The 11,934-nt window shown below is 71.2% G+C and carries 11 protein-coding genes; 6 read left to right on the top strand and 5 right to left on the bottom strand.

What is annotated here, in order from left to right; translation table 11 throughout:
• The 3 genes from F8A92_RS13180 to nadE all read right to left on the bottom strand — a co-directional run.
• Positions 1-1,262: GAF domain-containing protein (locus tag F8A92_RS13180; protein ID WP_228389438.1), on the bottom strand; the 1,262-nt coding region annotated here is incomplete at its 3' end.
• 276 nt (positions 1,263-1,538) lie between these two features.
• Positions 1,539-2,702, bottom strand: a complete 1,164-nt coding sequence (locus tag F8A92_RS13175; protein WP_153505623.1) for an LLM class flavin-dependent oxidoreductase — start codon at positions 2,700-2,702, stop codon at positions 1,539-1,541.
• 116 nt (positions 2,703-2,818) lie between these two features.
• Complete coding sequence (nadE, locus tag F8A92_RS13170; protein WP_153505622.1) at positions 2,819-3,664, bottom strand: ammonia-dependent NAD(+) synthetase; 846 nt, start codon at positions 3,662-3,664, stop codon at positions 2,819-2,821.
• A 176-nt stretch (positions 3,665-3,840) separates the two neighbouring features.
• On the opposite strand from nadE, the gene F8A92_RS13165 reads away from it, so the two are divergent.
• Positions 3,841-4,659, top strand: a complete 819-nt coding sequence (locus F8A92_RS13165; protein ID WP_153505621.1) for an MBL fold metallo-hydrolase — start codon at positions 3,841-3,843, stop codon at positions 4,657-4,659.
• A 74-nt stretch (positions 4,660-4,733) separates the two neighbouring features.
• Here F8A92_RS13165 and F8A92_RS13160 read toward each other — a convergent pair whose 3' ends face one another.
• The gene (locus F8A92_RS13160; protein WP_153505620.1) at positions 4,734-6,002 is read right to left on the bottom strand and encodes a cytochrome P450; all 1,269 of its coding nucleotides are present in this window, start codon (positions 6,000-6,002) and stop codon (positions 4,734-4,736) included.
• A 58-nt stretch (positions 6,003-6,060) separates the two neighbouring features.
• On the bottom strand, positions 6,061-8,079 hold the full coding sequence (locus F8A92_RS13155; RefSeq protein ID WP_153505619.1) for an OPT family oligopeptide transporter: 2,019 nt from the start codon (positions 8,077-8,079) through the stop codon (positions 6,061-6,063).
• Positions 8,080-8,346: 267 nt separating this feature from the next.
• Between F8A92_RS13155 and F8A92_RS13150 the strand changes: the two genes are divergently transcribed.
• The 5 genes from F8A92_RS13150 (at position 8,347) to paaD (ending at position 11,934) form a co-directional block, all read left to right on the top strand.
• On the top strand, positions 8,347-8,742 hold the full coding sequence (locus tag F8A92_RS13150) for a cupin domain-containing protein (RefSeq protein ID WP_153505618.1): 396 nt from the start codon (positions 8,347-8,349) through the stop codon (positions 8,740-8,742).
• A gap of 276 nt (positions 8,743-9,018) precedes the next feature.
• Positions 9,019-10,014, top strand: a complete 996-nt coding sequence (paaA, locus tag F8A92_RS13145; protein WP_153505617.1) for a 1,2-phenylacetyl-CoA epoxidase subunit PaaA — start codon at positions 9,019-9,021, stop codon at positions 10,012-10,014.
• Complete coding sequence (gene paaB / locus F8A92_RS13140) at positions 10,011-10,331, top strand: 1,2-phenylacetyl-CoA epoxidase subunit PaaB (protein WP_153505616.1); 321 nt, start codon at positions 10,011-10,013, stop codon at positions 10,329-10,331. The genes paaA and paaB overlap by 4 nt, the downstream gene beginning before the upstream one ends.
• An 83-nt stretch (positions 10,332-10,414) precedes the next feature.
• A complete protein-coding gene (gene paaC / locus F8A92_RS13135; protein WP_228389436.1) occupies positions 10,415-11,290 on the top strand; it encodes a 1,2-phenylacetyl-CoA epoxidase subunit PaaC in 876 nt (291 codons plus the stop codon).
• A 2-nt stretch (positions 11,291-11,292) separates the two neighbouring features.
• A complete protein-coding gene (gene paaD, locus F8A92_RS13130) occupies positions 11,293-11,934 on the top strand; it encodes a 1,2-phenylacetyl-CoA epoxidase subunit PaaD (RefSeq protein ID WP_228389435.1) in 642 nt (213 codons plus the stop codon).

Genomic DNA, 11,934 nt, shown 5'->3' with positions numbered 1-11,934 from the left:
GCGGAGTCCCGCCACCCCGGCGCGGAGTCCCGCGGCCCCGGCGCGGAGTCCCGCGGCCCCGGCGCGGTGTCCCGTGACCCCGGCGCGGTGTCCCGCCACCCCGGCGCGGTGTCCCCCGACCCATGAGCTGCTTCCGGCCCGTCGAGCCTGGCGCTGGGTGCGCCGGGCGTGGTGTCTCGAGATCCGGCGCCGGCGCCCCGCGAACCGGGCCCGGGATTCCGTGGTCCCGCCGCATGGGCAGCCGGTCGGGGCACCGCCCCCGGCTGAGCGGGCACGGCCGTCGCCAACGGCGTCCGCGGCGTGTCGGGCACGACGGCGGGCCGCTGCGCGCCGGGCTGCTCGACTGCGTACAGCTCGATGAGCGCGCCGACCAGGCGGTGTCCCGCCGCCACCGGCGTGGCGTGCGCGACCACGGTCTGGCCGGAGGCCAGCACCAGGTGCTCGGTGGCCGACTCGGCGGCACCCAGCGCCGCGCCCGCCCAGTGCCACAGCAGCTCGCGGTCGGTGCGCTCCAGCACGGCGGACGCCGCCGGGTTGCAGACCAGCATGTCCGCGCTCACCGCGATCAGCGGCCGCCCGACGCGGCGGGAGCGGGCGGTGTACTGGGCCAGCAGCTCCTGCTCGTGCGGCGACGAGGCGTCCAGCAGCCGCCGCTCGATGTCGCTGACCGCGCGCCGCAGGACGGTGCGGGCCAACGGGCTGAAGTCGTCGACGCTGCAGGTCAGGTTCAGCGCGCCCACCACCGCGTTGCGGGCCGGATGCCGGATCGGCGCCGCGATGCAGACCAGGGACTGGAACCTTTCGCGGAAGTGCTCGGCGCCGCGGACCTCGAACAACCGGCGCTCCTCCATCGCGCAGCCGAGCCCGTTGGTCCCGGCGTACTCCTCGGCGAACAGGAATCCCGGCGCGATGTTCGATCGGTCCAGGCTGCGTAGCCAGGACCGCGACCCGGTGCGGCGGTCGAGGATGCGGACCTCGCGGTCGGCCAGCAGTACCGTCCCGGAGGTGTCGCGGAGCTCCTGCTCGAGCGCGTCGATGATCGGCCCCGCCGCCGCCAGCAGCCGTCGCGGCATCTGCGGCGGGGGCGAGTACGGCAGATCGACGCCGTCCGGGCTGACGCCGACGAGCTGCGATCGCCGCCACGAGGTGACGATGTCGGGCCGCGGACCGGGCACCAGCCGCGGATCCTCCGCGCCGGGGTCGGACAGGAACCGCTCGCGCGAGATCCGCGTGGCGCTCTGGCGGTCGGGACTGGTGCTCACCCGCGCTCCGATCGACGTCCGGGCGGAATCGCCCGCGGGCATGTGAGCCGGATCATACCTCCGGTCTGCGGCCGCGTTCTCCGACAGAGCGGCCGGTCCGCTTGCGACGCCCGACGAGCGCCTCGCCCGCAGCGCGCCGGAAATCGTCACGCTGGAGGTCCGCTGTCCACTGCGGATGGACAGCCGGCCCCCAGCGCGGCGTTTTCCGGAGAACCGGCTCAGTCGGCCGACCGGGCTCGCACCGTACGGCGCGAGCCCGGTCGGGGGTGGGGGTCTCTAGGAGGAGGGTTTGCCGGCGAAGTGCCGGTCGGTGGCCGCCTGCACGGCCTTCTCGACGCGATCGCCGAGGGCGTCCCACTCGCCGATCGCGATCTGCTCGGCCTGCTTCAGCCGCTTCGCGGTGCCCTGGAAGTGCGGCTTCACGTAGTTCGCGATCAGCTCGTAGCTGCGCTTCATCGCATCGGGACGGGCCCACTCGTTGTGCATGATGAGGTAGCTGCCGAAGCCGCCGTTGGACTGCGCGTCCAGCCGCTCGATCTGCCGGATGGCGTCCTCCGGCGTACCGATCACGCCGAGGCCGGTCTCGTTGACCCAGGCGACGCGCTCCTCGAAGGTCTCGCCGGCCGCCCGGAAGTGCGGCACGGCGAGGATCTTCTGCGTGTAGTGCGCCCAGTCGTCGAGGCCGTACTTGACGTCCTCGATGGCCTGCTCCTTGGTCTCGGCGACATGCATGGGACCGACGAGCCGCCACTGCGAGCGGTCGGCGGTCACGTTGAACTCCTTGGCGCGCTCCTCCATGACGTCCCAGTGCTGTGCGAGGACGTCGAACCCGCCCTGGGCGGTGGCGCCGATGGACAGCAGGCCCACGCCGTGCTTGCCGGCGATCCGCGGGCCGGTCGGCGAGGCGATCGCCGCGACGCCGATCTCGAAGTCGGTGTACGGCGAGTACTGCGTCTTGGCGTTGCGCAGCCGATACCGCGGGGTCTCGACGGTCAGCGGCTCGTCGTTGCGCAGCAGGTGCATGAGGACGTCGGTGTCCTCCTCGAGCGCGGTCCGCTGCTCCTCGATCTCGATGCCGATCATCTGCGCGTCGCCGGGTAGCGCGCCCGGACCGAGTCCGAGCATGAACCTGCCGCGGGTCAGGTTGTCGAGGAAGATCGCGCGGTCGGCGACCCAGAGCGGGTTGTGGTACGGCAGCGACAGCACGCCGGTGCCGAGCTTGATGTAGCGGGTCTGCGGCGCGCAGTGCGCGATGAAGATCATCGGGTCGGGGATGATCTCGGTGCCGGCGGAGTGGTGCTCACCGATCCACGCCTCCTCGAAGCCGAGCCGGTCGAGGTGCTGGATCACCTCGAGGTCGCGCTGGTAGGCGCTCACGGGATCTTGGCCGGCCAAGGGGTGGAACGGGGCCATGAAGATGCCGAACTTCAAACGGGACATGCTGCGGTCCTTCCGCCAGACGACTGGGTGGTGTCCTGATCGTCAGGTGTGACGGCCGTCTCGCGGTGTCCGATTTCGAGTCACTGCCGGCGCGCCACCGCAGCCGGCCGGGCGCGCTATTCGGCGGACTGCTCGAAGCCCGCGGGCGTGAGCGGCAGCGCGCGCTTGTGCGCCGTACGCCGGTACCAGCCGACGATCGTCTGCTCGGCCTCCGGGGAGACCTCCTTGCCCTCGAGGTAGTCGTCGACGTCGTGGTAGGCGACGCCGAGCGCCTGCTCGTCGGGCAGCATCGGCTTGTCCGACTCCAGGTCGGCCGTGGGCACCTTGCTGACGATGTCGTCGTGCGCGCCGAGGTAGGTCGCGATCTCGCGCACCCGCCGCTTCGGCAGCCCGGCCAGCGGCAGGACGTCGGCGGCCCCGTCGCCGTACTTGGTGTAGAAGCCGACGACTGCCTCGGCGGCCTGATCGGTGCCGATGACCAGCATCCCCCGCGCACCGGCGACCGTGTATTGGGCGATCATTCGCTCGCGCGCCTTCACGTTGCCCTTCACGAAGTCGGTCAACGACGTCTCGTCGGGCGTCGAGTCGCTGCTCATCACCTCGTCCCACATCGCGTCGGTGGCCGGGCCGATGTTCACCGTCGTCGACTCGTCCGGCTGGATGAACTGCAGCGCACGCTGCGCGTCGTCCTCGTCCTTCTGCACCCGGTACGGCAACCGGATCGCGATGAACCGCGCATCGTGACCGTTCTCGCGGGCCCGCTCGCAGGCCAGCTGCGCGAGACGTCCGGCGGTCGACGAGTCGACGCCCCCGGAGATCCCGAGCACGTACCCCTTCAGCCCGGTCTTCGCCAGATAGCCGGCGAGGAAGCCGATGCGGCGTTCGGTCTCCCGCTCGGCGTCGAAATCCTGGACGACCTCGAGCTCTTCGATGATCTGCTGCTGCGTGGCACGGTCGGTCATGGGCCAGATCGTACGACGTCTGCGGTGCCCGTCGCAGCCCGTCCGGCGCGGTTCGCCCCCGGCTTCATCTCCGCGCGACGGGCATGTCGCGCCGGTCCCCAGCGGCAACCATCGAACGCTCTGCGCCGGCGTCCGGCAGGTTTACGCTCGGGCATGAGTCCGCCGAAGGAGCCGTCATGACCTGGATCTGTGCGACCTGCGCCGTCGAGACCGCCGCCGACGCCGAACCGCCACCGCGCTGCGAGATCTGCGAGGACGAGCGGCAGTGGGTACCGGCCGACGGCCAGCGGTGGACGACGCTGGACGCGCTGTGGGACGCCGGTCAGGGCATGACGATCGAGGAGGTCGAGCCCGGGCTGCTGGGGCTGCGCATCGAGCCGCGGCTGGGCATCGGGCAGCAGGCCATGGTGGCGCGGGTCGCCGAGGGCACCGTGCTGTTCGACCCGCCGGGATTCCTGGACGACGAGTCGATCGCCGCGGTCCGCGGGTTCGGCACCCCGCTGGCGATCGCCGTCAGCCACCCGCACATGTACGGCGTGATGTCGTCGTGGTCGGAGGTCCTCGACGTCCCCGTCCTGGTGCCGCGCGCCGACCGTGCGTGGCCGCGGCGTACCGACCGGATCGAGTGGTACGACGACCGCTACCGGATCGCCGACGGTCTGGTGCTGCATCGGGTCGGCGGCCACTTCGCCGGCAGCGCCGTCCTCGAGTGGGCCGACGGCGCGGAGGACCAGGGGGTGCTGCTTGCCGGCGACGCGATCTTCCCCAACCCCGACCGACGTACCGTCAGCTTCCTGCGCTCGTATCCCAACCGGTTGCCGTTGTCCGGCGCCGTGGTGCTGCGGATCGCCGACACCGTCGAGGCGCTGCGCTTCGACCGGCTGTACAACAACTTCGGCTCGGTGGTGCCCAGCAACGCCAAGCAGGTGGTGCGCGAGTCGGCCGAGCGGCACGCCGCGTGGTGCCGCGGGGAGCACGACGACCTCACCTGGTGAGGCGGGACGTTCTGCGGGGCTGCGGGACACGCTCACCGCCCGATAGCGTGCCTGGCTGCCCCGCAGAACGCGGCTCAGGCGGTGACGGGCAGCTCGCGGACGCCGTGGATCACCGTCGAGCCGCGCATCGGCACCGGCCCCGCCAGCCGGAGGTTCGGCATCCGCTCGGCGATCGCCCGCAACGCCGAGACGGCCTCCAGCCGGGCCAGCGGTGCGCCGATGCAGTAGTGGATGCCGCTGGAGAAGGCCAGGTGGTCGGCGTTGTCGGTGCGCATGATGTCGAACCGTCCCGGGTCGTCGAACACCGCCGGGTCGCGGTTGGCGCCGCCGATGACGGTCACCACCCACTGGCCGCGGCGGAAGGAACGGCCGTCGATCTCGGTCGGCTCCTTGCACACGCGGGAGGTCAGCTGCACCGGCGGGTCGAAGCGAAGCGTCTCCTCGATCGCCCGGCCGGCCAGCGAGGGGTCGGCGGTCAGCAGCGCCCACTGGTCGCGGTGCCGCAGGAGCTGGTGGACGGCGTTGCCGATGAGGTTGACCGTCGTCTCGAAGCCGGCGACCAGCAGGAGGCTGCACAGCGGCAGCATCTCCTCGGGACGGATGGCGCCGCCCTCGTTCTGCGCCAGGACGGTCAGCAGGTCCTCGCGGGGGTCGGTACGCCGTTGCTCGATCAGCCGGGTGAACATCCTCTCGAGATAGCCGCGGGCCTGGAGTGCCTCGCGGGCGTGCCGCAGCGACTGGATGCCGTCGAGGGCCGTGCCGAGGGCGGCGCCGTACCGGATGAACACGTCGTAGTCGGCGTCCGGCACGCCGAGCAGCTCGCTGATCACCGAGATCGGCAACGGCGCCGCGATCTCCTTCTGCAGGTCGAAGGTGCCGCGGGTCCGCGCCTCGTCGACGAGCCGGTCGACCAGGGCGGTGATGCTCTCGCCGTACGCCGCCATGCGGCGCGGGGTGAACGCCGGTGCGGCGACCCGGCGCACCCGGGTGTGATCCGGCGGGTCCATCTCCAGCAGCGACAGGTTGAACTGCTCCGGGTCGCGTCCGACGCTCTCTCGCCCGTGCGTCCCGAAGGAGCGGTGCCGCAGGACCGCCTTGCACATCGCGTGGTTCACCGTCGCCACGGCGTCGCGGTCGATACCGGGCACCAGGACGCCCCGCTGCCGGATCAGCTCGTACTGCGCGTAGGGGTCGTCACGCCACGGCGCGAGCGTCGCGCGGGCGAGCGGCGCTCGCTTGACGTAGGCGGCCCAACGCACCCGCGCCTTCCCGGCGTACAGCTCGCGGAGGAAGCCGGCCGTCGTGAGCAGCGCCCGCGCGCGCCGGTGGGGCGGTGGTGCCATGGCGACAGGCTACCCGCGGCGCAGCGGCTGTCCAGCGGACCTGGTCGGCCGCCCAGGGCTACTGCGGCGTCGCGGTCGTCGCGTGCTCCGTTCCGGCGCCCGCTGCCGGGACCGTGGCCGCCTCTCGGCGGGTCCGGCGATAGAGGAAGGCGACGAGCGCGGCGAACACGACGACGCCGAGCACCCGGCCCCAGGTCGCGAATCCGTCGCCGACCACGGCCAACGGCGAGTCGTTCCCGGTCGCCGCGACGATGCCGGCGAACACCACGCCGAACAGGCTCTCCCCGACGATGAGACCGGTGGCGAGCAGGACGCCGAGCCGCTTGCGGCCCTCGACGCGCGCGCCGTCGCGCTCAGCCCAGCGGTCGTAGAACCGGCCGATGAGCGCGCCGATGGGGATCATCACGGTGAGCGTGATCGGCAGGTACATGCCCATGCCGACGGCGAGCGGCGGCAGCCGCAGCTTGCCGGTCCGCTTGCCGAGCAGCTCGTCGACAACGATCACCACGATGCCGATCAGCGCGCCGAGGCCGATCAGGCTCCAGTTCAGCGAGCCGCCGAACACGCCCTTGGCGAGCGAGGAGATGAGGGCCGCCTGCGGTGCGGCGAGGGCGTCCGGGCCGGCGCCCGGTGCCCCCTGGAAGCCGAAGGCCGTGTGCATGAGCTCGAGGATCGGCGGGATGATCGCCGAGCCGAACAGGACGCCGATGATCAGCGCGACCTGCTGCTTCCACGGGGTGGACCCGACGAGCTGGCCGGTCTTGAGGTCCTGCAGGTTGTCGTTGGAGATCGTGCCGATGCTGAACACCACCGCCGTGGTGAACAGCGTGAACGCGACGAGGCCGGCGAGCTCGGTGCCGCTCGCCGGGCCGTAGACCAGCCGGATCAGCAGGGCGGCGAGGATGACCACCAGGATGCCGACGCCGGAGATCGGGCTGTTCGACGCACCGATGAGGCCGGCCATGTAGCCGCAGACCGATGCGACGACGAGGCCGACCAGCAGCACGAACAGCAGGCTGATGAGCACAACGGTGGTGGTGTTCCCGCCGAGCGCCGTCCCGCGCATGAACCACCACAGCAGCAGGCCGATCGGCAGCATCGAGGCGACGATGACGACGCCGACGATGTGGATCGGGATGTCGCGCTCGGTCACCTCGACCGTCGTACCGGTACGCCGGGCCCGCGCGGACACCGCGGCCTCCTTGATGCCGCGCACGATCGGCCGCCCGATCTTGACCAGGGTCCACACGGCGGCGACGGCGATGGCGCCGGCGCCGACGAAGCGGACGTCGCTGGAGAAGATCGACGCGACGGTCTCCTCGAGCGGGCCGCCCGCGCCCGCAGTGCGGATCGGCAGCAGGATCCCAAAGGAGATGACGACACCGACGATCATCGCGATGCCGACCGTGAGCCCCACGAGATGCCCGACGCCGATCAGCGCCAGCGACAGGCTGGTGCCGACCATCGTCCCGCCGCTGCCGACCCGGAAGACGGTGGACAGCTCGTTCCCGAGCACCTTCATCGACGACAGCAGGGAGAACCCGGCCGCGCCGAGGCCGCCGGCCAGGATCACGCGCAGCCCGCGGCGGTTCTGCTCGGCCCCCTCGCTGCTGTCACCGACCTTGAGCACCTCGGCGCCGGCCACACCCTCGGGGTAGGGCAGATCCGAACCGGTCACGAGTGCGCGGCGTAGCGGGATCGAGTACATGACGCCGAGTGTGCCGCCGAGGAAGCACACGGCGAGGGTCACCCAGTACGGGAACCCGGCCCACCAGCCGACCATCACCAGGCCCGGAAGCACGAAGATGATCGCGGACAGCGTCCCCGCCGCCGACGCGATCGTCTGGACGATGTTGTTCTCCTTGACGGAGTGGTTGGCGAAGTAGCGCAGGACCGCCATGGAGATGACGGCGGCCGGGATGGACGTCGCGAACGTCAGACCCACCTTCAGGCCGAGGTACACGTTGGCGGCGGTGAACACCAGCGTGATCAGGCCGCCGATGACGATGCCGCGGATCGTCAGCTCGCGAATCCCGGTCGTCTTGGTCGCGGTCGCCGTCCTGCTCGGGGTGGACATGCATTCTCCTCATCACGCGGTGCCGGCACGGCCGTGCCAACCGTTCAACCCTAGGCCCTGCGCCGCCCGCCGATCGACGCCGACGATCCGGCGCAGCGGCGTGGATCCCGGGCGGCCGGCGCTTGACCGGCGATCGGGCGAGCGGCGTGAATCGACCGGGCGCTCGCGCGAGTGGCGTGGATCGACCGGGCGCTCGCGGGCCGGGATCGGGGACCGTAGGCTGACAAGCAGCCGTCCGCCGATCAGCCAGCGAATCGAGGTCCTCCGATGGCCGAGCACGACCCAGCCCTGCCCTGCTCCATGGTGCCCGCCGACCAGCTGCAGGCCAGCGACCCCACCCCCGGCATGAGCCGCCAGATGGCGCTGAGCACCGAGACGATGTGGTCGGGCACCGTCGACACCGAGGGCGGCGCCGTCTCGGGCTGGCACCACCACGGCGACCACGACACCACCATCTACGTAGTCTCCGGCCACATGCGCCTCGAGTCGGGCCCCGGCGGCGAGACCGTCGTCGAAGCCGGTCCCGGCGACTTCATCCGCGTGCCGGCCGGCGCGATCCACCGCGAGTCCAACCCGGGCGACTCGACATCCCGCGCCGTCCTCGTGCGTTGCGGCACCGGCACCCCGACGATCAACGTCGACGGTCCCGCCGCCGCCCAGTAGCCCGGCACCCGGCCGCCCGGCAGCGGGCGCACCGCCCGGCGGCCGCGGCGCACCGCCCGGCGGCGGGCGAGCTCGCCGGGGCTGCTCGCCATAACGTCACCCAGGAGGCCCGCTGTCCACCCCGAGTGGACAGCGGGCCTCCTGCGCGTCGTTCTCCGGAGCGGGCGGGCTCACGCGCGGGTTTTCGGAGAATCCGCGCTACCCCTGGACAACTCGGTGTCGGCTACCTACGCTGGTCCAAACCGACCGAACGGTCGGGCGGTTAAGGAGACGACCATGACAGCCGTCCACGAACCCATGCACCTCACCGAGGAGCAGCAGGCCCACTTCGACGCCACGATCGCTGCCGGCGAGAAGATCGAGCCGCGGGACTGGATGCCGGAGGGCTACCGCAAGACGCTGATCCGGCAGATCGCGCAGCACGCGCACTCGGAGATCATCGGCATGCAGCCCGAGGGCAACTGGCTGACCCGCGCACCCAGCCTGGAGCGCAAGGCGATCCTGCTGGCCAAGGTGCAGGACGAGGACGGGCACGGCCTGTACCTGTACGCGGCCGCCGAGACCCTCGGCATGAGCCGCGACGAGATGCTCGACCTGCTGCACGCCGGCCGGCAGAAGTACTCGTCGATCTTCAACTACCCGACGCTGACCTGGGCCGACAACGGCACCATCGGCTGGCTGGTGGACGGCGCCGCGATCGTCAACCAGGTGTCGCTGTGCCGGACGTCGTACGGCCCGTACGCCCGCGCGATGATCCGGATCTGCAAGGAGGAGTCGTTCCACCAGCGGCAGGGGTTCTCCATCCTGCTGGCGCTGTGCAACGGCACCCCGGAGCAGAAGGAGATGGCGCAGGAGTCGATCAACCGCTGGTGGTGGCCGGCGCTGATGATGTTCGGCCCGTCGGACGACGAGTCCCCCAACAGCAAGCAGAACATGGCCTGGGGCGTGAAGGTCGCCTCGAACGACGAGCTGCGGCAGAAGTTCATCGACATGACCGTCCCGCAAGCCGACGTCCTCGGCGTCACGCTGCCCGACCCCGAGCTGCGGTGGAACCCCGAGACCGGGCACTACGACCACGGCGAGATCGACTGGACCGAGTTCAAGCGCATCCTCGCCGGCGACGGGCCGTGCAACGCCGAACGCATCCGGGTGCGCAAGGGCGCGCACGACGAGGGCCGCTGGGTCCGCGAGGCCGCCACGGCGTACGCCGCGAAGCAGGCCGCCCGGCGCGGCGCCGAGCAGACCTCTGATTCACGGAAGGACCGAGCATGACCGAGCAGCCCAATCCCGAGGGCGGGTACGACTCGCCGCAGCGCTGGCCGCTGTGGGAGGTCTTCGTGCGCAGCCGTCGCGGCCTGTCGCACAACCACGTCGGATCGCTGCACGCGGCCGACGCGACGCTCGCGCTGCAGTCGGCGCGCGACCTCTACACCCGCCGCCAGGAGGGCGTGAGCATCTGGGTCGTGCCCTCGGCGCAGATCACGGCCAGCTCGCCGGAGGAGAAGGACGAGTTCTTCGAGCCGGCGGCCGACAAGATCTTCCGCTACCCGACGTTCTTCAAGCTCCCCGCTGAAGTCGACCACATGTAACCCGATCTGCGGTGGAGTAGCGCACGGTAATCGCCCGATAGCGAGCACTACTCCACCGCAGAACGCGAGAAGGAGTGACGAAGGTGAGTGACCTTCCCGAGCAGCAGGTGGTCGTCGGCGACAAGCCCGCGGAGATCGCCGCGCGCGTGGCCGGGCGGCAGAGCTACCAGCCGCTGTACCCCGCCAAGATCGACGGCCTGCTGCGGATGGGCGACGACGCGCTCATCCTCATGCAGCGGCTCCTCGAGTGGAGCTTCAAGGCGCCGGTCCTCGAGGAGGACATCGCCCTCTCCAACACCGGCCTCGACCTGCTGGGCCAGGCGCGGATGATCTACGCGTACGCCGGCTCGCTGATGGAGCCGGCGAAGACCGAGGACGACCTGGCCTACTGGCGCAGCGGCTCGGAGTTCCGGTGCGCGCACATCGTGCAGATCGAGAACGGCGACTTCGCCGAGACGGTCGCCCGCAACCTCGCGTTCGCGCTCTACCAGCAGCTGCTGTACGGCGCGCTGCAGACGTCGACCGACCCGCAGATCGCCGCCATCGCGAAGAAGTCGAGCAAGGAGGTCGCGTACCACGTCGACCACTTCTCGCAGTGGGCCCTGCGGCTCGGTGACGGCACCGACGAGTCGCATCGCCGCATGCAGGCCGGCTTCGACCGGATCTGGCCGTACGTCGCCGAGCTGTTCGACGCGGACGCCGGCGTCACGCCCGCGACCGGCCCGACGGACGCGCTCTTCGACGAGCTGGTCGCCGACGGCACCTTCGTCGACACCAAGGCGCTGTACGCGCCCTGGCTGGAGCAGATGACGGCGACCATCGAGACGGCGACCTGCACCGTCCCGGAGACCAAGTGGCACGCCCGCGGCGGACGCCGGGGGCAGCACACCGCGAGCCTCGACCGGATGCTCGCCGAGATGCAGTCGATCCCCCGGGCGCACCCCGAGGCGCGGTGGTAGCCGTGGCAGCGAAGCAGCGCGAGCGGACCGCCCCCGAGCGACCGACGGCGGGCGCACGGCCCGACGCGGAGGGCGTCGAGGCTCGCAATCCCTTCGGGTACGGCGATCGGCCCGCAACGGCCGACTTCGACCGGAGCCGGCCGAAGCACCCGCGCGACCTGCCGGCCGGCGCGACGCCGTGGCAGATCGCCGCCGACGTCAACGATCCGGAGATCCCGCTGCTGTCGATCGCCGACCTCGGCATCCTGCGCGACGTGTCGGTAGACGGCGTCGCGGTGACCGTGACGATCACCCCGACATACTCCGGATGCCCTGCCATGAAAGCGATCGAGGAGGATCTGCGTCGCGTCTTCACGGCCGCGGGATACGGAAGCGTGACCGTCGACGTGGTCCTCGATCCGCCGTGGACGACGGACTGGATCACCCCGCGAGGACTCAATGCCCTGCAGCGATCGGGCATCACGCCGCCGACCGGCACCCGTCCCGCGGCGTCGGGACCCGTGAGCGTCGGCCTGTCCGTGCGCTGCCCCTACTGCGACTCGTTCGACACCGAGGTCATCTCGCGCTTCGGATCGACGTCCTGCAAGGCGCTCTACCGCTGCAACTCCTGCCGTGAGCCGTTCGACTGGTTCAAACCGCTATGA

Source organism: Cumulibacter manganitolerans (genome assembly GCF_009602465.1).
Classification (GTDB): domain Bacteria; phylum Actinomycetota; class Actinomycetes; order Mycobacteriales; family Antricoccaceae; genus Cumulibacter; species Cumulibacter manganitolerans.
This window is presented reverse-complemented; position numbering and strand designations above follow the sequence as displayed.

Excerpts from the sequence above, each read along its gene's own strand:
- F8A92_RS13175 (WP_153505623.1), bottom strand. The coding sequence starts at position 2,702 with ATGTCCCGTTTGAAGTTCGGCATCTTCATGGCCCCGTTCCACCCCTTG.
- nadE (WP_153505622.1), bottom strand. The coding sequence starts at position 3,664 with ATGACCGACCGTGCCACGCAGCAGCAGATCATCGAAGAGCTCGAGGTC.
- F8A92_RS13165 (WP_153505621.1), top strand. The coding sequence starts at position 3,841 with ATGACCTGGATCTGTGCGACCTGCGCCGTCGAGACCGCCGCCGACGCC.
- F8A92_RS13160 (WP_153505620.1), bottom strand. The coding sequence starts at position 6,002 with ATGGCACCACCGCCCCACCGGCGCGCGCGGGCGCTGCTCACGACGGCC.
- F8A92_RS13155 (WP_153505619.1), bottom strand. The coding sequence starts at position 8,079 with ATGTCCACCCCGAGCAGGACGGCGACCGCGACCAAGACGACCGGGATT.
- F8A92_RS13150 (WP_153505618.1), top strand. The coding sequence starts at position 8,347 with ATGGCCGAGCACGACCCAGCCCTGCCCTGCTCCATGGTGCCCGCCGAC.
- paaA (WP_153505617.1), top strand. The coding sequence starts at position 9,019 with ATGACAGCCGTCCACGAACCCATGCACCTCACCGAGGAGCAGCAGGCC.
- paaB (WP_153505616.1), top strand. The coding sequence starts at position 10,011 with ATGACCGAGCAGCCCAATCCCGAGGGCGGGTACGACTCGCCGCAGCGC.